General features: G+C 40.3%; 21 protein-coding genes and 1 riboswitch. Of the genes, 3 read left to right on the plus strand and 18 right to left on the minus strand.

What is annotated here, in order from left to right; translation table 11 throughout:
• Window positions 1–4 precede the first annotated feature (4 nt).
• The 11 genes from PGH07_RS07180 to PGH07_RS07235 form a co-directional block, all read right to left on the minus strand.
• Window positions 5–769, minus strand: a complete 765-nt coding sequence (locus tag PGH07_RS07180) for an ABC transporter ATP-binding protein (RefSeq protein WP_289413690.1) — start codon at window positions 767–769, stop codon at window positions 5–7.
• Complete coding sequence (locus PGH07_RS07185) at window positions 769–1,590, minus strand: ABC transporter permease (RefSeq protein ID WP_353049831.1); 822 nt, start codon at window positions 1,588–1,590, stop codon at window positions 769–771. Before PGH07_RS07185 ends, PGH07_RS07180 begins: the two co-directional genes overlap by 1 nt.
• An 8-nt stretch (window positions 1,591–1,598) precedes the next feature.
• Window positions 1,599–2,672, minus strand: a complete 1,074-nt coding sequence (locus tag PGH07_RS07190; RefSeq protein ID WP_289413691.1) for a putative urea ABC transporter substrate-binding protein — start codon at window positions 2,670–2,672, stop codon at window positions 1,599–1,601.
• Between the two features lie 43 nt (window positions 2,673–2,715).
• Window positions 2,716–2,813: riboswitch (guanidine-I (ykkC/yxkD leader) on the minus strand.
• A 167-nt stretch (window positions 2,814–2,980) separates the two neighbouring features.
• Window positions 2,981–3,832 (minus strand): fructosamine kinase family protein, encoded by an 852-nt coding sequence (locus PGH07_RS07195; RefSeq protein ID WP_289413692.1) that lies wholly within the window; start codon window positions 3,830–3,832, stop codon window positions 2,981–2,983.
• Window positions 3,833–4,048: a hypothetical protein gene (locus tag PGH07_RS07200; protein WP_289413693.1), complete on the minus strand. Its 216-nt coding sequence runs from the start codon at window positions 4,046–4,048 to the stop codon at window positions 3,833–3,835.
• Between the two features lie 18 nt (window positions 4,049–4,066).
• A complete protein-coding gene (locus PGH07_RS07205) occupies window positions 4,067–5,041 on the minus strand; it encodes an AAA family ATPase (protein ID WP_289413694.1) in 975 nt (324 codons plus the stop codon).
• Between the two features lie 54 nt (window positions 5,042–5,095).
• Window positions 5,096–6,979 carry a TRAP transporter large permease subunit gene (locus tag PGH07_RS07210; protein WP_353049832.1) on the minus strand — a complete coding sequence of 628 codons (1,884 nt, stop codon included), beginning with the start codon at window positions 6,977–6,979 and terminating at the stop codon, window positions 5,096–5,098.
• 256 nt (window positions 6,980–7,235) lie between these two features.
• Window positions 7,236–7,796, minus strand: coding sequence for a PAS domain-containing protein (locus PGH07_RS07220; protein ID WP_289413696.1), 561 nt, complete (start codon window positions 7,794–7,796; stop codon window positions 7,236–7,238).
• 430 nt (window positions 7,797–8,226) lie between these two features.
• Window positions 8,227–8,787, minus strand: a complete 561-nt coding sequence (locus tag PGH07_RS07225; RefSeq protein ID WP_289413697.1) for a PAS domain-containing protein — start codon at window positions 8,785–8,787, stop codon at window positions 8,227–8,229.
• A gap of 575 nt (window positions 8,788–9,362) precedes the next feature.
• Window positions 9,363–9,878: a hypothetical protein gene (locus PGH07_RS07230; RefSeq protein ID WP_289413698.1), complete on the minus strand. Its 516-nt coding sequence runs from the start codon at window positions 9,876–9,878 to the stop codon at window positions 9,363–9,365.
• A gap of 71 nt (window positions 9,879–9,949) precedes the next feature.
• A complete protein-coding gene (locus tag PGH07_RS07235; RefSeq protein WP_289413699.1) occupies window positions 9,950–10,744 on the minus strand; it encodes a hypothetical protein in 795 nt (264 codons plus the stop codon).
• A 64-nt stretch (window positions 10,745–10,808) separates the two neighbouring features.
• Here PGH07_RS07235 and PGH07_RS07240 point away from each other — a divergent pair, with 64 nt between their 5' ends.
• Window positions 10,809–11,303 (plus strand): META domain-containing protein, encoded by a 495-nt coding sequence (locus PGH07_RS07240; protein WP_289413700.1) that lies wholly within the window; start codon window positions 10,809–10,811, stop codon window positions 11,301–11,303.
• Here PGH07_RS07240 and PGH07_RS07245 read toward each other — a convergent pair.
• The 7 genes from PGH07_RS07245 to PGH07_RS07275 form a co-directional block, all read right to left on the minus strand.
• Entirely contained in the window at window positions 11,300–12,754 is a 1,455-nt protein-coding gene (locus tag PGH07_RS07245) for a Mur ligase family protein (protein ID WP_289413701.1), read from the minus strand. The two genes, PGH07_RS07240 and PGH07_RS07245, sit on opposite strands and share 4 nt — an antisense overlap.
• Entirely contained in the window at window positions 12,748–13,482 is a 735-nt protein-coding gene (estV, locus tag PGH07_RS07250; RefSeq protein WP_289413702.1) for an EstV family lipase, read from the minus strand. The genes PGH07_RS07245 and estV overlap by 7 nt, the downstream gene beginning before the upstream one ends.
• An 89-nt stretch (window positions 13,483–13,571) precedes the next feature.
• Window positions 13,572–13,961, minus strand: coding sequence for a hypothetical protein (locus PGH07_RS07255; protein WP_289413703.1), 390 nt, complete (start codon window positions 13,959–13,961; stop codon window positions 13,572–13,574).
• 60 nt (window positions 13,962–14,021) lie between these two features.
• Window positions 14,022–14,243, minus strand: a complete 222-nt coding sequence (locus tag PGH07_RS07260; protein WP_289413704.1) for a hypothetical protein — start codon at window positions 14,241–14,243, stop codon at window positions 14,022–14,024.
• Window positions 14,244–14,459 (minus strand): DUF4177 domain-containing protein, encoded by a 216-nt coding sequence (locus PGH07_RS07265; RefSeq protein WP_289413705.1) that lies wholly within the window; start codon window positions 14,457–14,459, stop codon window positions 14,244–14,246.
• A 15-nt stretch (window positions 14,460–14,474) separates the two neighbouring features.
• A complete protein-coding gene (locus tag PGH07_RS07270) occupies window positions 14,475–15,716 on the minus strand; it encodes a L,D-transpeptidase family protein (RefSeq protein WP_289413707.1) in 1,242 nt (413 codons plus the stop codon).
• Between the two features lie 16 nt (window positions 15,717–15,732).
• Window positions 15,733–16,869, minus strand: a complete 1,137-nt coding sequence (locus PGH07_RS07275) for a BaiN/RdsA family NAD(P)/FAD-dependent oxidoreductase (RefSeq protein ID WP_289413708.1) — start codon at window positions 16,867–16,869, stop codon at window positions 15,733–15,735.
• Between the two features lie 100 nt (window positions 16,870–16,969).
• Between PGH07_RS07275 and PGH07_RS07280 the strand changes: the two genes are divergently transcribed.
• Window positions 16,970–17,671, plus strand: a complete 702-nt coding sequence (locus tag PGH07_RS07280; RefSeq protein WP_289413709.1) for a C40 family peptidase — start codon at window positions 16,970–16,972, stop codon at window positions 17,669–17,671.
• Window positions 17,672–17,815: 144 nt separating this feature from the next.
• A complete protein-coding gene (locus tag PGH07_RS07285; RefSeq protein WP_289413710.1) occupies window positions 17,816–20,131 on the plus strand; it encodes a hypothetical protein in 2,316 nt (771 codons plus the stop codon).
• Window positions 20,132–20,185 lie beyond the last annotated feature (54 nt).

The raw sequence follows: 20,185 nt of genomic DNA on the forward strand, positions 1-20,185 counted from the left end.
TGTTTCAAATCTTTACGGTTTGATCGATCTCTTCAAGCACGGATTCGCGCGTTTCACCTACAGGAATATCATATGTGATACGTGCACCATAGGCATTGGGTTGCAGAGGATCGTGACGTACTTTGTCAAAAACCAGCAGGCGTGTCCCCAAGTAGAACCCCTCATGCAGGTCGTGTGTAACCATGACTACAGTGAGGTTGTTTTTCTTCCATAGGTCCAAAATAAGCGCATGCATATCGGCACGGATCCCGGGATCAAGAGCCCCAAAAGGCTCATCGAGCAACAAGATCTTAGGCTTTTTTACCAGTGATTGCGCAATGGAAAGACGCTGCTGCATCCCTCCGGAAAGCTCACTGGGGTACTTGTTAGCCGAATCGGCAAGGCCGACGGCTTCAAGCATTGTCATCGCTTCTTTCTCTGCCTGCTTTTTTGCTTTACCGAACAGTCGTCCAAAAAATTTAGACTGTTCCAGTTCGATACCAAGCATGACGTTTTTCAATACACTAAGGTGTTCAAAGACAGAATAACGCTGAAAGACAATCCCTCGTTCAACACCGGGCTCTTCAGGGAAAGGCTTACCATCGAGTAAGAAAGTACCCTTTGTCGGGTACTCCTGTCCCAGAAGCATCTTTAGAAATGTCGTCTTACCGCATCCGGAAGGACCGACCAGCGTACAGAACTCGCCTGCTTCGATGTTGAGCGTCAGCTTCTCGAGTACGACATTATTGCCGTAACTTTTCCAGAGGTTCTTGATAGTTACGAGACTCATTAACGCTCCTTTCCTGCGTCATACCACTTAAAGACGCGGTAGTTAAAATGTTTCAACAAATAGTCGAACAAAAATGCGAGTAAGGTGATCCACACTACGTAAGGCAGGATCACATCCATAGAAAGGTAACGGCGCACCAGGAATATGCGGTACCCAAGACCTTCTGTCGCCGAGATCGCCTCGGCGGAGATCAAAAAGATCCACGCCGTACCGAGTGTCAATCTAACCGCATCAAGCAGACGCGGAAAGATCTGCGGCAGTACAACACGAAGAGTGATCGTCCAGCTCGATCCGCCCAGGGTCTGGGCCTTGATAAGCTGTTCAGTCGGAATCTCCATGATCCGCTGCTGCAAGTCACGTATGATCAGAGGTGTTACCCCGATAACGATAAGTGCTACTTTAGCCATCTCACCCATGCCAAAGACAATGAATAAGATGGGCAAAATAGCCATTGGCGGTACCATGGAAAAGGCCGCAACAAAGGGAGAAAGTCCTGCACGAACGAATGGAACGAACCCAAGAGGGATCGCCATCAACAGTGCCAGAACGGCACTGATCAGAACCCCCAGACCAAGGCGCTCGAGCGAGGAAACAGTGTCTTCGACGAAAAGGATCTCGCCGGTACGCTTGCTCTCTGTAAACGCCATGCGGTCAACCGCTTCGACAATGCTGTTCATTGATGGCAGCAGTTTATCGTTCGGATTTTCCGCTAGTCTTACGTCGGATGCTACGATGTAGATCAGCACGACCAATATGAAAGGCAGCAGTCCTATAATCAGCGCCGTCGCTTTAGACGGTCGGAGGTTCATTAAACGTTTCATAGTAGGCCTTACAGTTTCCCTTCAGCAGCCATCTTAACGTAAGTGTCGATGAAACGAAGTTTGATGTTGCCTTTGTCACCGAAAGTTTTTCCTCCCGGGAATTCCATACCGATGAACTCTGCATCCGGTGCACCTTCACCAAGAATACCGTGATCAAATGAGAACTCGCTCACTTTTTTCATTGTCTTAGGCAGTTCTTCACTGTCAGCAAACTTAACCGCATCAGACGGCTCGTAGAACATCATTGTAGAATCAAGCTGGCTCTTGTAGCCCGCAAGGTCCGTACCGGAAGCTTTTGCCATAAATGTAAGTGCTTCCTCGTCGCCCTTTTTCATGAGTTCCATCACTTCAAACCAAGCACCTGTAAGTGCTTTAGCAAGTTTCGGGTTGTCTTTTAACGTCTCTGTATTGATCACAAGCATATCGATGATCTCGCCTGGTGTCTTACTTGAATCGAAAACAAGGTTTGCACTTGGGTTGTTGGAGAGGATCTCGCTGAGCTGAGGATTCCATGTTGTCATCGCCGTAACGTCTTTCGTACCGTATGCTGCAACCATGTCAGCATCAGAAGTATTAAGTACCTTAACGTCTTTTTCGCTTAGACCGACGCTCTCAAGACCACGTGCAAGCAGGTAGTGAGAAACAGAAAGTTCTACGAGGTTAACTGTCTGACCCTTGATATCTGCAAGGTTTTTCTTGTCTTTAAGGATGATACCGTCGTTACCGTTGGAGTAATCACCCATGATAACAGCTGTAGAATCAACACCGCCTGCTGCAGGGATTGTAAGTGCATCCATGTTTGTCATTAGACAACCGTCGAATTTACCTGCTGTATACTGGTTAATCGATTCGATGTAGTCGTTGACCTGTACCATCTCGATCTCGATACCGTACTTCTTAGCCCACTTGTCGACGATCCCTTTTTGCTGAGCATAATCCCAAGGCATCCAGCCGACGTAGATGGTCCATGAGACCTGGAATTTGTCTTTGACTTCAGCATATGATGAATTGATTGAAAGTCCTAAAACAAGAACAGAAAGTGCCATTTTTTTGAATAGTTTTGTTACTGTAGATGATTTCATCTGGTATCTCCTAAATAGATTTGAAACACATAAGGGGTATTAAACCTCCCGGGCTTTTATCCCTCCGTGTAACTCTACTTAAGAGTCGGCAGCTCTCGGACCAGTCATCTTTAAAAGATCGGAACCCTAGCTACCTTGTAGTCGTGACAATGTGAGGTTTTTTATACCTCTTATATAGTTTCGTTAAAGTCATTATAATACATTTAATACTATCAATACATCATTCTATTGTATAAAAAATATACAATTTATTTAAATAATTCTTAACCCAATAAATTGATGCTATTTTATTTCTGCATCTATAATAACTATACTTTTAGTATCTCAAGCCTCTGTTTAAGCTCACTGACATATCCTCCTCCATAAAGTGCCACATGCACCAAAAGCGGGTATATCTGGTAGAGTGCTACTTTGGTCTCATAGAAATCCTCGCTTAAAGGGTGTAGCTTGGTATACTCATCAAAAAAACGTTCCCCGAAGGTATGAAAAAGCATGATAAAGGCAAGCTCCATCTCTTTATCCCCAAAGTAGATTGCCGGATCAATGAAACACACTCCGCTTTTTTCATAAATGATATTCCCGCTCCATATATCCCCATGCAGTAAAGAAGGTGTGATCAAGCTCATATCGATACGTCTATAGAGTCCGTTACACAATGTCTCAAGCCGATCCAACAGAGACTTTTCCAAGACACCCCTGTCATAACATAGTTTTGCCATTGGGAGGATACGCATCTGTGATAGGAAAAGTCCCCAGTTGTATTGCGTCTGTTCGTTATTTTGCGGGAAAGAGGCGATCGATGTATTGTAGTAGTAACCATACATTCGGCTTTCGTTACTGACTTGGTGTAATGAAGCTATCGCCTTGGCAGCTTCACTCTCCTTATCATAACCGGTATTGCCGTACGGCTTGATATACTCAAGCACCAGTGCTGCTTTTGTTGAGGCGATCACCTCCGGAACACGCAACCCGTTTTTTGACAAATCCTGCAGCATCTGTGCTTCTATCAGCAGATCATCTCTATCATCTGCTGTGGTCTTTATCACAACAGGACGATCTTCAAGCTGTGCTAGATAGATATCTCCAATCTGTCCATTACCAAGGTAGCTAAGATCAGATAACTCACTATTTAGTACTTCAGAGAGTCTGTGCAGTGTCACTTAGAGATCCACACCGTCCCAGAACTCATCAAAGTCAAGGTTGGTCATCATATTCTCATCATCATGATTCTTTTCTTGCAGTCTTTTCTGTTGTGCCTCAAAGTAGAGCTCTAAAGCTTCTTCAAGCATTGTATTGATATCTTTACCAAGCAGCTCACTGTAAAGTTTTAGATTGTCCATCGTGGATTGTTTAAATTCTATTATTTCGTTTTGCATATCTTATTTTAACAAAATTTACATTTCAGGTGCAGGTACATGCTCCAGTACGATATCAACGATCTTATCATTCGTAAAGTCATTGAATTTAGCATGCTCAGTCGGGATAATACGGTGACGAAAAACATCATGAATCACCTGTTTGACATCAGTAACAGCCACTTGATCTCTTCCCTGCATCCAAGCATGGACTCTTGCACATAGGTCCAAAGCCATCGTACCTCTTGGACTGACCCCAACTTCAATCAGCATTTCAAGCTGTTTACTCTGATAACGAAGAGGATAACGTGTTGCAAAAACCAACTCGACAATATACTTTCCTATCTCTTCACTACGCTCTATACGTTCCAGCTCATTACGTGCAGCCAAGATCAACTCCTGGGGAACTTTTGGCTCTTCTTTTAACTCTGTTTTCAACCGCTTATTGTGTGCCAACTCAAGTATCTGATACTCTGAAGCCGAATCTACATAATCGATATTTACATGCATCAAAAATCTGTCTTTCTGAGCTTCAGGGAGAGGGAAAGTACCCTCTTGTTCGATAGGGTTCTGTGTTGCCAGAACGATAAAAAGCTCTGGAAGCGGATAGGTCTTTCCAGCGATTGTTACCTGCTTTTCTTCCATTGCTTCAAGCATAGTCGATTGCACTTTGGCAGGCGCACGGTTGATCTCATCAGCCAGGATAATATTCCCAAAAATTGCGCCCTTCTCCAGGTGCAATACAGGTTTTCCCTCAACTTCAAAGACCTTTTCATATCCTAAGACATCTGAAGGCTGGAGGTCAGGCGTGAACTGTATACGAGAGAACTTGGCATCGATCACGTCAGACATCGCACGGACCGTCTGTGTCTTGGCAAGCCCGGGTAATCCTTCTACCAATACATTACCACTAGCCAATAATCCCAGGATGAAACGATCTATGACCTTCTCTTGACCGATAATCCTCTCGTTCATCTGTTTTCGTAATGATGCTATCGCTTCGCGTGGTGTCATGTTCTCTCCTTCACTTTATCTATTGTAGCAAAAACTTCACAAAAAATAAGGAAATCATTTTCCCAGCAAATAAATCAGATCAGGAAAAAGTACGATAATCAACAGTGCTGCAAGCTGCAATATAATAAATGGTATTACTCCTTTATATATCGCAGCTGTAGTTACTTTATCTCCTGCTGCACCTTTCAGATAAAAGAGTGCAAATCCAAAAGGCGGAGTCAGGAAAGATGCCTGCAAATTCATTGCGATAAGAATAGCGAACCACACAGGATCGATCCCGAATGAAGCTACAATAGGCACAAGTATCGGTACTACAACAAAAGCGATTTCAATAAAGTCAATAAAGAATCCCAGAATAAAGATCACTAACATTGCGATCAATATGAACATCCACTTATCTGCCATATCGCCCGCAAAGAACTCCATTGCCATATCTCCGCCGCCAAGTTCATTAAAAACCAGAGAGAATGCCGTAGCACCAATCAGGATCATAAAGATCATTGCAGTCAATTTCACTGTTTCTATGGCTGCATAACGTAACATCTCTACCGAAAAACTCTTCTTTCCTACTGCTAGGAGTACCGCACCCATCACCCCAATGGCTGCAGATTCAGTAGGTGATGCAATTCCAGCAAAGATAGACCCAAGTACTACCCCTATAAGTAGTAGCGGCGGTATGATCTCTTTAATCGCTTCTTGCAGTACCACACTGTAAGATTCATCAGAAATGATCGCAGGTGCTACTTCTTTGTTCAAAAATGAAACGATCAGTATATAAAGGATATATAGTCCGATCAAGATCAGACCCGGGACCACTGCAGCTTTGAAAAGATCCCCTACTGAAAGATGCATCTGATCACCTAGTATGATAAGGACGATCGAAGGCGGGATCAACTGCCCCAGTGTACCGCTTGCTGCGATACTTCCGGAAGCAAGTGCCGGTGAATAGTTCTGCTTCAGCATCAACGGCAGTGCGATCAAGCTCATCATCACAACTGATGCACCGACAATTCCTGTACTTGCAGCCAATATCGCTCCCACAAGTACCACCGAGACCGCAAGACCGCCTCTTATTCTACCAAAGAGCTTTCCCATTGAGATAAGCAGGCCTTCTGCCATCTTGGATTTTTCCAGAATGAGTCCCATAAAGATAAAAAGCGGTACTGCCATCAGCGTGACATTGCCCATGATCCCATATGTTCTATAAGGAAGCATCTCCAGTACATGCAGTCCAAGCTCATCGGTGATCAGTGCAAAAAAGAGTGCCACACCGGCAAAGACAAAAGCCACCGGAAATCCACTCATTAGTAAAAATAACGTCAAAGCAAACAACAAGATCACAGGATCGATCCAATATGCCATACGATAATACCATGCCGTATATACAAGCATACCCAAGACTGCGATAACTGCCAATGATCGCCATAGCAAACGCTTCTCCTGCAACCTGCCGTACGCTTTAAAGATCTCACTAAGTGCCTGCATAACAAGGAGTACAAATGCTACTACCAGCATCCCTTTGATCAACCACCGATGCGTCAGACCACCCGGATCAGATGAAACCTCCTGCTGAATATAGCTTTGATAGGTCATATCATACGCATCATACATAAAAAGCAGTGAAAACGGGATCACCAGCAGCAGCTGAGACAATATCTGTACGACAGCTTTGGTCTCAGGACTGTATCGATCAAAGAAGATATCCACTCTCACATGTTTATCGTGTTTAAGCGCATAAGTCAGTCCCAAAAGAAAAATGATATCAAAAAGATGCCATTCCACTTCCTGCAGTGCGATAGAGCCTGAGCTGAATATATAACGCATCGCTGCATCATAAACTACAAGAAGAGAAAGAGCCACAACCAGTATAGCTGCCAAAATACCGCTATGTTTTGAGAGTCGATCAAGATAATATGAGATTTTTAGACTTTCTGTCATCGTTGTTTATTGTCCATTATGTTCATTGAGATGATTTTACCCTATATCTACTTCATATCCATCTATATATTTAAAATCATTGCTGTAATAGATGAGTACATGTTAAATAGTAAAAAAACAAATAAAGTGATGATATTTTGTTATTTTGTTGAGAACAGAAATATGTAGATTTATTTAGAAAAAAGATTCTAATTCCCTTCCATGACTACCAATATGGAAGGGGAAAGAATCCTGACAGTTAAGTCAAAGAACCTGCTTATGCAAACATCTTCTTCATTGTTTCAAACAGTGATCCGGTGATACCTTTTGGCTTCGCCAAGTCTTCAATATATTGATTGTAACTCATATTCTTCTCTTCAAGATACCCTTCGAGGTATTCAATCGAAGCATCCATGCCATGTGCATTTTCAATCTCCAACATTTTTTGATAGAGCGGCTCAATCTCTTTCACTACATTTTTAGGTGCGGCATGTCTATACGCAATGTAGTTACGGATCTTTCCTTCTCTGTCTCTTTGAATATCGAAGTCGGTTGTTACCCAGTAGTGATCACCGTTTTTTGCCATGTTTTTGACAACAGCCATAATGTTTTTACCGTTTTTTATACTTTCCCACATAAGATAAAAAACAGCTTTTGGCATATCAGGGTTTCTTAAAATATTATGCGGAGAACCGATTAACTCATTCTCCTTATAGCCCGTAACTTCTACGAACTTATTGTTTCCGTATGTTATTATACCTCTCTGGTCTGTTTTACTGACCAACATATCCTTTGCACCAAGTTTGATTTCCTTGTTAGTTGGATGTGGACGTAACATTGTTGTCTCCTTTTATTTTTCCTTTTTTAAAATGGAAAATTATTATAAGAAGTTATAACTTTGTAATAAATTAATGTTATATTAAAAATAACTTAGAATAATTTTTATTATTTAATAATTATTATTTATTACTTATTATTATTATTATTGTTCTTCTTACAAGTCATAAATTATATTCACGTAATATCACTACGGTAAAATTGATCTTCAAGTTGACACTATGCAGTGACAGCTATGATATTGTTGCTCACAAGCTGTAATAAATGGGACACTATAGTATAAATATGGAATGTAACGTTTCATGAAAAGGCTAATGAAATTTTGTTATTTTGTGGAAAAATGTGGATTGAATAAAGGATAATTCCAGTTTTATTCCACATGTGTAAATGTGGAATAAAAAGAATACTGAAAATTAAGTCAAAGAACCTGCTTATGCAAACATCTTCTTCATTGTTTCAAACAATGTACCGGTGATACCCTTTGGCTTTGCTAACTCTTCAATATATTGATTGTAACTCTTACCTTTCTCTTCAAGATAAGCTTCCAAATACTCAATCGAAGCATCCATACCATGTGTATTTTCTATCTCCAGCATTTTTTGATAGAGCGGCTCTATCTCTTTGATTACATTTTTTGGTGCTGCTTGTCTATAGGCAATATAGTTACGGATCTTTCCTTCTCTGTCTCTTTGGATATCAAAGTCGGTCGTTACCCAGTAGTGATCACCGTTTTTTGCCATGTTTTTGACAACAGCCATAATATTTTTACCACTTTTTATACTTTCCCACATAAGATAAAAAACAGCTTTTGGCATATCAGGGTGTCTAAGAATACTGTGTGGAGAACCGATAAGCTCATTCTCTTTATATCCAGAAACCTCTACGAACTTATTGTTTCCGTATGTTATTACACCTCTCTGGTCTGTTTTACTGACCAGCATGTCCTTTGAACTCAGTTTGATCTCTTTGTTAGTCGGATGTGGACGTAACATTGTTGTCTCCTTTTTATTTTCCTCTTTTTAAAATGGAACATTTAATGTCATAAGTTACTATTTTGTAATAAATTAATGTTACATTGACAAGTAATTTAAGACATTTATTTTTTTATGATAAATTTTTATTCAAGTAGCAGCATCATTGCAGTAAAGATTATCTCTATATTAACCATACGGTTACAGCAATAATACTGTTCCTCCCTACCTGTTATAAAAGAACGGATATAGTAATAAATTATTACTTTTAAATAAATGAAAGTAATATTAAATATAATTTAAATATTTTTTATTACTTAATAATATTTATTTAAATATGAACTTTATTCAAGCAGCATCATTACTGTTAACCTGATCTCACTATAGAAAAGAAAATAATTATAGAAATAATCTTGTTTCTTCCTACCTGTATAAATCCGTCAAAATATTATCATAAGAAATGTATCGATTATTTAAAAAAGTGATTAAAAATTAACCATTATAAAAATACATTGACATTTTTGTATGTATATATTTTATACATACGATTTGAAAAAGTCACCACTGTGTATACAATGGTACTATACATATATCATTTAATCGAGTAAAAGCAATAGTCCTGATGCTGCATCCTTCAGTATCGCTGATACAGTTGGGTTCTCCAGAAGCTTTTTTATCACACTTTTAGCTTCCTCTTTTTCTTCAAGGGTGCAGTCACTAGCGTTTATTCTCTCTATAAGTTCGATTAAAGAGTCCGGAATGTTTATCACTTTATTGTCTTCTGCTTGAAACACATTGAAATCATCAACATTTTTTCGAACAGGTTCTGTTTCTACATGGGGTTCATATGCGTTTTCGATTTTTAATATATGTTGAGGAGGAATTCTATTGATCTTTTCTTGAAAATCATACGCAATGACATTAAAAACCATTTCACTACCGTCATCAAGCGGTCTTATAATCTGATAACCGGTATCTACAACGATTTCTAACATTTCATCTAAAAAGGTCAGTGTCTTACCACTGCCAAACCTTGTTTTATATGGTCCACTTTTATTACCGTGTTCATCTAGAATATATGCATCATCAGTATAAAACTTCTCTAACATCATGATATACAACCTACAGTGCTATTTATAAAAAACTATACCATAAACTTTGTTTTCTGTTTACATGGAAAACTTCATCTCCAGTAGGTATCCAGCCTTACATTCCAGCCTTTACGCCAGCGTTCTTCACCTCTTTGTGGCGGAGAGTTTTTGATACGTCTGCTGAGCATTGCTTTGGCAGCATCTGAAAAAGCTTTATATTTGTTCGGCGCTTTTTCATCTATATGTTCAAGTACCTGCAGCAGTCCCCATCCCTGCCCCTTGTAACGTTCACTCTCAAGTGTCCCCTCGCCTTTGAAGTTGGTGTAGTCCAGCAAGATATACAGCCCTCTCTCATCGATGCTTCCATCTTTATGATAAAGAATCTTTTCAAAACGTCTTTTGATACGCTGCTGCTTTTTCTCATTTTCGATGGTACTGATCATATCCGGCAGTGCATGACTAAGCCTTGATGCCATAAATTCAGCCTGATAAGGCATCGTACGTTTCAGAAAGGCAAAAAGTTCACGGTATTTTTTGCTGTTGGCACTTTTTGCACGGTAGAACTCGGCCTTGGAGTTCCATGGAAGTGGAGTTTTGGAGTTAAGCCACTCGGGCATAACCACATTTCGTTCCTCCATAAAGGCTAGTACCATAGGGAAAACTTCTCTAAAACGCTCGGTATGTCCTTTGCTAAACCAGATAAAGTGGCCGATCCCCAGTGAAGCAAAATCCTCTCCCTCATTCCAATGTATTAGATACTTATCCAGCCCTGCACCTTCATTTAGCCAAACTTTCTTTGCGATAAAGTCTGCCTGTTTTTGCGTAAGTTTCAACTCTGAAGAGAAAAGTAACAGTGTTGAGAAAAATATCAGTAAAATTACGCGCATAGATACTCCATTGATCATTCTTGCATATATACTATCGAAAATCAGATTATAGAGGGTACTTTCGATGCTCAAAAGATCGCTACTGGTTACAGTTGCTCTTACTATTTTAGTTTACAGTGAATCAAATGATACCTATCATAAAAACATCTCTTCATTCCCTTTAAAGATAGTCCAAACGTTCAAAGATATCAACCGCAGTATCTTACAAAATGAATTTAACGGAAACTGGCATATTCGTGTGATGGATGGTAAGGATATACGTCAAGCCAGAGCCATACTCGATCTTGACCTTGATGATATGAAACTCTCAGGATTTGATGCATGTAATCAAATGAACGGCATATTAATCAAACACAATGAAGAAAATATCTCTGTACCTGCATTGATGACTACACGAATGGGGTGCCGAGAAACACTACATACATGGGTAAGCGTACGTCTGCATCAGCTGCTCAAAGAGGGATTCAGTATCAAAGAAGAAGAAAAATACGGCATAGAAGGGGTTACGATCAAGAGCCCGAATCATGAGCTCTTTTTGAAAAAGATGGGAGAGGACTAAACGAAGCTTGGCGCATCGTTGGCAAAGAGTATCAGGTCACCTGCCCTGGTCTCTTCTATCAACATCTGCTCCATCTGCGCTTTACTCTCCAGTTTTCCCAGTTTACCCGCATCAACATGTTCTTTGAAGATCGGGTAGTTAAGATCACCTGTAACGATCACTTTGTCAAAGATTTCATTGGCTCTTTGTGCAACCTGCACATTAAGGGCATCGTCCACTTCCACAAGTCCAGGTGTGATGAGTACTTTCCTTCCCTCATAACTCTTTGCCAGATCAAATGAAGCCATCATCCCATCAATGTTCCCGTTGAAGCTGTCATCAAGTATCACCTTGCCGCCGGCATCGATACGTTGAAGTCTGTGTGCTACAGGCTTTAAGGTAGATAGTCCCTCTTGTATCTGCTCTGTGCTCAGCCCAAGCTCTTTGGCGATCTGTACGGATGCAGCAAGATTGATCGCGTTGAATGCACCAAGAATGTTTGCTTCATAGCGTACCCCATCAAGTGTAAAACTTGTACCGTTCAGTGTCGCTTTTACATCTTCGATGACAGCCTGTGGAGCTGGAAGTACAGTCCTGATATTCAGGTTTTCCTTGCTTCCAAAGGTATGCACATTTTCCTCAGGTTTCACCATCGCACTCTCATGTACCCATGCACTCTTCAAACGCTTGCTAAACAAGATCTCCATTTTTGTATTACGGATATTCTCCAGTGTCTTAAAATACTCAATATGTGCAGGTCCTATCTTTCCGACAACAACATAATGCGGGTTGACAAAAGTGGTGATCTCTTTGATATCCCCTTCTCCTCTTGCTCCCATTTCCACGACATAAACTTCAGTATCAGCAGGAAGATCGTCATTGACATCTTTCATTACACCGCCAAGTGTATTCACTGAACGCGGTGTCGCATAAGTTTTATACTTTGTTGTAAGGATATGGGCAACAAAGTTCTTTATGCTGGTCTTACCGTAACTTGCTGTAATCCCTACAACGATCATATCTTCCATGCTTTCAAGCTTCTGTTCTGCTTTACGCTTAAAGCCTTCAAAAAGCATCTTCTCAATAAACATAGAAACGAAATACGCTAAGAAAAGCGGAACTATTACACCAAAGTGTTTAAATGCCACTGCAATAAAGATCGCAAACAAGAACAAAGCTGCATAAAACCGTTTTACCCTGCCTGTAAACACCAGTGGTTTATCAAGTCCTTTATACCATACATAAAGCAGCGGCAAATAAGCAAGTGTGACCACAAATCCAAATTCACTCACACTCTCTATCAATGCATAGAGCGCAAAGGGTATCAAAAAGTAAACAAAATGCCACCATGTCTTGGTATGGTGAAAGATCACACGTTCAAGCTTATAACTGTACCACTGCAGGTTTGTGATAAAATAATATCCAATGGCAGCAATAAAAAGTAGATAGGCAATAGTATTGAGTATTAACATTCGTTTTGTTCCTTACATTCTTTTATGATGGTTTGTTCGATAAAGTCTTTATGCTGTAAAAAAAAGTAGTGGTCCCCATCAAGCGGATAAAACTTGCTATTAGAGATCAATCCTGCAATCTTCTCGCCTGTATAAAGCGGTGTAGCCGTATCTTCTTTACCCCAAAAACAGAGTGCTTTTGATCGGCTTCTTGCAAACTCATGCTCAAAATCCTCATCAACCACGTTTTTAAAGGTCTCATACATTTCATGACTCATACCGGTTACATCGGCTGAGCGGAAGATATCCCTGAGTTTCTTGAACCCAAGCGGTTTCAGCATTTTAAATGTAGCGATCTTTACTTTCACAGACCATGGTTTCTCTGTTACTACACCTGCACTTGAAAGCAGGACAAGACACGGTGTATTCAACAGTGTTGCTACCTTGCCGCCAAAAGAGTGCCCCATAGCGATCTTTGGTGTAATCCCCAGTGCTTTCAAAAACAGGTTTACTATCTTGCCGTAATCTTCTGTAGTAAGGATTATCTCATTACTGCTCTTACCAAATCCCGGCATATCCAGATAGATATGTTTATACTCTGATAGTGTTTTCCCGAAGGCCTGCTTCATGATCTCTTTGTTGCTGCCCCAGCCATGCAAAATCAAAATCGCATCGTTTGCTGAAGGGTTAAGTAGTTCATAGGAGAGTTGAAATGGTTGATTGTTGTAGATGATCTCTTTTGATGCCATAGTTTACCGTTCAATAAAATTGGAGTATTTTATCATAACGGCACTTATGCTATACACTTCAAGCCATAGCAATCTTTTTATCTAAAAACTTAAAGTTTAGAAAGGGGGAAGGTTGTTTTAGTCCCTTGAGATCTCAGTTCATCATTATAACGTTCTTTGATCGTTACACTACCGTCACGGACCTGGAAAGTGATCATGGCATCACTTTTTTTGGTCCTCCAACGTCCATTTGCAGAACCCCAAATCACCTTGCTGCCTTCCAGTCTGCACTTATAATCAAACCGGTCATTTTCACCTTCTATACGATAATGAAGATAAACGATCCCGTCCTTCCCTTTTTGCGTTTCAATAGCTGCAATATCAACTCCCATGATAGAAGAGAGGGCTGCTTTACAAATTTGTACATGCGTATATGCATCATTAGATGCACCAAATAAAAAACCGGAAATAACTAGAAGCAAGATTTTAATTTTTAACATCCATTCCCCTTTGGACAAATAATATTTCTGATCAACTTTAACAAGAAATTATACTAAAAACTAGTCTATATACTTATCATCCTTCATACTTTTCTCTTCAACATACTCTCTGTAAAGCATCGCAATACCGAAAGTTACTATAATGACCACTCCTGCAGTAATAGTAAGTTTTACAAAAACAGCCCAGCTTACTACATTAGCCCAAAGTTGAGCCAAAAGAAGTATTGCATAGAGTACAAATACCACACCGCTAATGATGCTTGCAATTTTCATGACTTTCATTTATCCTCTCTCCCTCTGCATAATGACAACATAACCTTCTCTTTTAAAGAAAAGCAGCATTCTACGAATATCTTTTTCCATCGTTACTACTTCCCAGCCATCTTTTGCATTGGCATTAAGAAACGCTGAGAAACGTACAGGATTGATCTTCGATTCTCCAAGAAGTAATGACCCAAGCATTCCTTCTTGATAAATAACTGCCTTATACTCTTTCATTTTCTACCTTAAATATTAAAAGTTCAGCTTTTGATCTCTATCAAATCCATAGATATCATTAAACATTGACAGTTTCCCATTTGTATCTACGTAACTTGTAAGATATGCCGTATGTACCATCAATTTTTTCTTTAAAACAATATGATGCGTTTTAAGTGAGCTGTATTTGTCCATTATACTTTCTTTAGTCTCACTCGTAAAGTTTTTTGCAATATGAATCAACATATCGTTTGGTTTTTCCAACCTGACGCAACCGTGACTAAAAGTACGTACTTGACGTTTAAAGAGAGACTTAGCCTGCGTATCATGCATATAAACTGAATGTCTATTCGGGAATATAAATTTGATACGTCCCAATACATTACGTTCAGATGGTTTTTCAATAAACTTGAACGGTACTTCCCCTTTACCACCCTTATAGGCAGTAAGGTCAATATCATTGACTGAAACATCTTTAGATTCCAAATTGTAGTCACGACGGATTACCATGTTGTTACGCGCTAGATAAGCGGGGTCCTTGAGTAGTTTAGGTATGATCTCATTTCTTGCGATACTATCAGGTACTCCCCACTGCGGGTTAAGCGTGATATACTGCATCGGCTCTGCAAAAATTGGAGTTTGCAGATTTTTTTTCCCTACAATGACACCGAATTTCATTGTTGTTTGATCGCCTTTTTTGATACGTACTTTAAACTCAGGAATGTTTACCAATGCATAATCTTCTCCCAAGTCTTGACGCATGATCTTGGTTCTTTCAATATTGAGACGGATCGTACGGAGCTGTTTTGGTGTTACTCCCTCTTTATTTTTTAATGTATTGTATGTTTTGACCAGTTTTGCAAACTGTTCAGTTTCCGGTACATAAGGCTTCAGAATACTTTTTATCGACTGTCCGGCCTTGAGCTGTGTCAACACCTGTTTTTTATCTACTTTTTGAAGATAGATATCATAGTGTGATTCAATCTTCTTCTCTTTTTTAGCTTCTTGAACCTCATTGAAGTTTTTTAGATCGATACAACTATTGGCAAGATTATCTGTATATTTTAAGAGCAGCTTACTCATCAGCTTGGAGTTTCCTGTCTTTTTAACTTTTTCATAAAGTGCCTGCTGATCACAGACCGATGCATATCTATCTTCTTCGAGTATCTGCAGAAATTCCTTTTTTTGTGCAGATTTCCATCCCTCTTCATCCGGTGTATCGACACAGCCATTCATAATGACGGCAACTAACAACCCTACTAATAATCTGATTTTCATTAATTCCCTCTGATTTTTATTCATTAATGAGATGTTGGCAGCAGATATATGCACTTGAAAATGCCCACTGAAAATTATATCCGCCAAGTCTCCCTGTTACATCCAGAACTTCACCGATAAAGTAAAGTCCTTCCTGCTTTTCACTCATCATTGTATAAGCATTCACTTGATCTACAGAGACTCCGCCTTTGGTTACCTCAGCTTTTGAATAACCGAAAGTACCCGAAGGTGCGAAACTATAGTGACAAAGCGATTTCAAACGTTCCAATTCTTGTGAAGTAACTTTTTTCCCTTGTTTGTCTTGTAGGTCTAATTGTAGCAAAAATGCCTTTGTGACACGCTTTGGCATAGGTAACAATGAAGAGATATTTTTTTCGCTTCTCATAAATGCATTCCAATCAACACCACTCAGGAAATCTATCTCGATCTTCCCTTTCTCCCAGTATAAAGAAGCATTCAATACAGCAGGGCCACTGATACCTTTATGTGCAAAAAGAAGTGAACCTTGAATCACCTTTTCGCCTACTGTGATCATGACCTCAGTTGAAGCTCCGGCTAGTTCTTTGAAAAAAAACTGTTCGGGCTGAAGTGTTAATCCTACTAATGCAGGTGCGGTTTTTACTATATGATGTCCGAACGCTTCTGCTATCTTATAGCCTATATCGCTGGCTTTTAGCTGTGGATAACTTAAGCCTCCCGAAGCAACTACTACCCTTTCTGCTTTTAAGGTTCTTTTATCTGTTTTCACTTCAAAGTATTGTGCTTTTTTTTCGACACTGATGACCTGTTCATCCAGTAAAATGTTCTGTTTTTTGCTTTCATTGTGAAAGATACTCAAGATCTCTTTGGATGAGTGAGGACAGAAATACTGGGTGTCTTTACGGATGACGGGTTTAAGCCCTCTTTTATCCAGCCATTCCAGCAGCATCTTCTCATCAAACATATCTAAAGCCGGTTGTATAAAATACTCTTCACCTAAATAGTAGGCCGTATCCATCACTTGATTGGTGATATTACACTTGCCTCCTCCTGAGACCTGTATCTTCGCGCCAAGCTTCGTATTGGCTTCTATAATGGTTGCACTGTTTTGGGGAAGTAAAGAAGCCAGCATCAATGCACTTGCCCCTCCACCGATGATAACTATATGATTCATGAAGCAGATTATAGCCTAAATCGTACAAAATGATAGGAAATGCTATGGAAGTATAGTTCTAATTTTGATATACTAAAAAAAAAGGTCAAGGAAAAAGAAAATGAAGAGGTACTTACTCTCCATTACTTTATACTGTTCTGTTGGATATGGTAGTCTTTTTGTTATCACTGATCCAAATAAAAATACAGTAGAAGTTAAACGTCTTGAACCAACTCACAATGCTGCAATCACACAAAAAACCAGTGAATACTCTATTCAGGCACTTTATGATGAGCTTAATTCTGTAGAAACATATGCACGAAGGGCCTGGCTGGCAAAAGAACGTACCAAACATCTTGCCATAGCTAAAGAACAGGCACGTAAAATGGGAGTAAGCTTTAGCCTGACTGATGATCAAAGCATACAAATCCTTGAGGATGCCAAATATTATAAAGGGGGCAGATATGTATGGGGCGGTACCACACCTGAAGGGTTTGACTGCTCGGGGTATGTACAATACCTCTATAAAAAACATCATATCGAGCTACCTCGTACTGCCTATGAACAATCAAAAATGGGAAGAGAAGTGAGCTTGGATGAACTGAGAAAAGGTGATCTGCTCTTCTTCCTTACAGACCGCACACGCAATATCCCGATCACACATGTAGGTATCTATATCGGCGGGGGTGAGTTTATCCATGCTGCTTCGAGAAAAAAAGGGATTATCATCTCACCGATCACACACGGTAGTTATGCCAGAACATTTGTTAAAGCCATGCGTGTGATAGATAATACAGATGAACTATACACCGCTTCATTATAATATCCCTTTTCAAAAACATAATTTTCCCTCGCTTTATCTTTCAACCGTCCTTTTATAGCTAACACTCTGCTAACACTTACATAACAAACGGGTAATGCTCTTCTTGTTAGAATTTGGAATCTGTTGTTATAAGGAGAGAAAAATATGTACAGTAAATATCAGCTTTTAAGCCTGGCAGCTATTCCCTTTTTAATAGGGTGTGGAGGTAGTAGTAGTGTCGTTCAGAACACAGGAACCCAAACCGCTACGATAAGCGGAACAGTACCTGGAACAAAAATAGAAGCTTTCTGTGCAGATGGAACATACGCTTCAACCAATTCCGTCCAGAATAGTACTTCTGAGCATCCGTTTACACTTAGTGTCCCGGAAGATACAGAGTGTCGTTTGGTAATGACCACCAATGAAAATGATCCGGATAATAGGATTATCACGGATATCGTATTTATCGATACGCAAAATGTTTCCAATAACTCGATTCAAGTCAGCGGGGATATCGATCTAGGGTATATTGATCTTCCTATGGAGTATAGTCAGGCCATTGATGAAAATGGAGACCATGTCAATGATACACCTCAGGAAGTGAACGTAGACCCACAGAGTGCTCAAGTAAGTAATGATGATAATCCTTATGACAGTAATCATAATGAAACAATCGATATCTATGAAGATGATGATAACGATACTGTTGTAAATGCATATGAAGATAATGATCGTGACGGTACTCCTAATATAGAAGAGGATAACGATCATGATGGTATTCCTGATATGGTTGATGATGATGATCAAGATGGTCTTCCAAACAGTGTGGATGACGACGATCATGACGGTACACCAAATAGTGAGGATGATGACTACAATAACGCACCGGGCGATGTATTTACTACCGATGCAAAATATATGCTCACTGCATGGAATGACCTGGGAATGCACTGTATGGATGGGAATGATTACTCGGTTTTCTCAGTCCTTCCTCCGTATAACACTCTTCATGCACAGATAAAAGACCGTAATGGTGATCTTGTCACCTCAGGGATCATTATCACATATGAATCAGCAATAGGTACGGATAACAAATGGAACACGACCAGTCTCCAAACTACCGATGGAACAGAAAAAACAAATTTCTGGGATTATGTTGCTGATCTCTTTGGCGTTTCACTTGAACCGGATACAGGTCTTACAGGACTTCCGACTGCAAGCAAAACACCTGTAGAACTGACGTTTAATGAAACACACCAGTGGTGGCAGGCAGAGGGTATTCCTATCACACCTTATAATGATGACGGAAGTAAAAACTATTATCCTCTAGTAAAAGTAGTTGCAAAGGACAGTGCAGGAAATGTACTCGCTCAGGTAGACACCGTTCTTCCTGTCAGTGATGAAATGGACTGTAAACGCTGCCACTCAAGCACTAGTGTAACAGATGCAGCAAAACCAAATGCAGGCTGGGTGAATCATAGTGATGAGGAAAAAGACTACAAATACAATATATTGCGTTTACATGATGAGATGCAACCGACTGCTGTGAGTGATAACAGTGATGCATTGCAAGCCAAAGGATATAACTATGATGCAAACGGTCTGGAAGCTACTGCGCAAGGAGGCACACCTGTACTATGTGTTGCGTGTCACAAATCCAATGCATTACCGGGTGTGGGTATCGAACTTAAAGCGTTAACCCAATCCATCCATGGGAAACATGCGGATGTCACTGACCCTGTCAGCAATATGAAACTGGGTGATAGCGAGAACAGAAGTGCTTGTTACGCTTGTCACCCGGGTGCACAGACAGAATGTCTTAGAGGGGCGATGGGTGATGCAAAAGATAGCAACGGTGATGCAAAGATGCAGTGCCAAAGCTGTCACGGTACCATGCATGCAGTGGGAAATGAAAGCCGTGAAGGCTGGCTTGATCAGCCTAACTGCCAAGCATGTCACCAGGCAGGCCAACAACATACAAGTGCAATTGATCCTATGACCAATACACTTAGAAGTGCAGTAGATACAAGATTTGCTACCAATCCGGATACACCAATGCCGGGTAAAAGTCTTTACCGCTTTAGCAAAGGACACGGTAATCTGCAGTGTGAAGCTTGTCATGGTTCTACCCATGCCATCTATCCCGCACATGAAGCAGACAACTTCGTAAGTATCACAGCACAAGGCCATACCGGTACAATTGCTGAATGTACAGCATGTCATACCACTGTACCAAAGACGGTTACAGGTGGGCCGCATGGTCTGCATCCTGTTGGACAAAGCTGGGTCGGGGGACATGAAGATGCTGCAGAAAATAATCCAGGACAGTGTAAAGCATGTCACGGTGATGATTATCGTGGTTCTGTACTGTCAAAGACCTTTACAAGCAGAGTTTTCTCTACAGAATGGGGAGAAAAATCTTTCTCAAAAGGTCATCAGGTAAGTTGTTATGATTGTCATAATGGACCGGGTGGGGATTAATCTCCACCCAAGACCGGATTCTCCTCTTCTCCCCTATAATACTCTTGAGATAAT

It is taken from the genome of Sulfurovum zhangzhouensis, from assembly GCF_030347965.1.
GTDB classification, from domain to species: Bacteria; Campylobacterota; Campylobacteria; order Campylobacterales; family Sulfurovaceae; genus Sulfurovum; species Sulfurovum zhangzhouensis.

What these genes read in the sequence shown, in the direction of transcription:
- PGH07_RS07180 (WP_289413690.1), bottom strand. Translation starts at nt 769, where the DNA reads ATGAGTCTCGTAACTATCAAGAACCTCTGGAAAAGTTACGGCAATAAT.
- PGH07_RS07185 (WP_353049831.1), bottom strand. Translation starts at nt 1,590, where the DNA reads ATGAAACGTTTAATGAACCTCCGACCGTCTAAAGCGACGGCGCTGATT.
- PGH07_RS07190 (WP_289413691.1), bottom strand. Translation starts at nt 2,672, where the DNA reads ATGAAATCATCTACAGTAACAAAACTATTCAAAAAAATGGCACTTTCT.
- PGH07_RS07200 (WP_289413693.1), bottom strand. Translation starts at nt 4,048, where the DNA reads ATGCAAAACGAAATAATAGAATTTAAACAATCCACGATGGACAATCTA.
- PGH07_RS07205 (WP_289413694.1), bottom strand. Translation starts at nt 5,041, where the DNA reads ATGACACCACGCGAAGCGATAGCATCATTACGAAAACAGATGAACGAG.
- PGH07_RS07210 (WP_353049832.1), bottom strand. Translation starts at nt 6,979, where the DNA reads ATGACAGAAAGTCTAAAAATCTCATATTATCTTGATCGACTCTCAAAA.
- PGH07_RS07220 (WP_289413696.1), bottom strand. Translation starts at nt 7,796, where the DNA reads ATGTTACGTCCACATCCAACTAACAAGGAAATCAAACTTGGTGCAAAG.
- PGH07_RS07225 (WP_289413697.1), bottom strand. Translation starts at nt 8,787, where the DNA reads ATGTTACGTCCACATCCGACTAACAAAGAGATCAAACTGAGTTCAAAG.
- PGH07_RS07230 (WP_289413698.1), bottom strand. Translation starts at nt 9,878, where the DNA reads ATGATGTTAGAGAAGTTTTATACTGATGATGCATATATTCTAGATGAA.
- PGH07_RS07235 (WP_289413699.1), bottom strand. Translation starts at nt 10,744, where the DNA reads ATGCGCGTAATTTTACTGATATTTTTCTCAACACTGTTACTTTTCTCT.
- PGH07_RS07240 (WP_289413700.1), top strand. Translation starts at nt 10,809, where the DNA reads ATGCTCAAAAGATCGCTACTGGTTACAGTTGCTCTTACTATTTTAGTT.
- PGH07_RS07245 (WP_289413701.1), bottom strand. Translation starts at nt 12,754, where the DNA reads ATGTTAATACTCAATACTATTGCCTATCTACTTTTTATTGCTGCCATT.
- estV (WP_289413702.1), bottom strand. Translation starts at nt 13,482, where the DNA reads ATGGCATCAAAAGAGATCATCTACAACAATCAACCATTTCAACTCTCC.
- PGH07_RS07255 (WP_289413703.1), bottom strand. Translation starts at nt 13,961, where the DNA reads ATGTTAAAAATTAAAATCTTGCTTCTAGTTATTTCCGGTTTTTTATTT.
- PGH07_RS07260 (WP_289413704.1), bottom strand. Translation starts at nt 14,243, where the DNA reads ATGAAAGTCATGAAAATTGCAAGCATCATTAGCGGTGTGGTATTTGTA.
- PGH07_RS07265 (WP_289413705.1), bottom strand. Translation starts at nt 14,459, where the DNA reads ATGAAAGAGTATAAGGCAGTTATTTATCAAGAAGGAATGCTTGGGTCA.
- PGH07_RS07270 (WP_289413707.1), bottom strand. Translation starts at nt 15,716, where the DNA reads ATGAAAATCAGATTATTAGTAGGGTTGTTAGTTGCCGTCATTATGAAT.
- PGH07_RS07275 (WP_289413708.1), bottom strand. Translation starts at nt 16,869, where the DNA reads ATGAATCATATAGTTATCATCGGTGGAGGGGCAAGTGCATTGATGCTG.
- PGH07_RS07280 (WP_289413709.1), top strand. Translation starts at nt 16,970, where the DNA reads ATGAAGAGGTACTTACTCTCCATTACTTTATACTGTTCTGTTGGATAT.
- PGH07_RS07285 (WP_289413710.1), top strand. Translation starts at nt 17,816, where the DNA reads ATGTACAGTAAATATCAGCTTTTAAGCCTGGCAGCTATTCCCTTTTTA.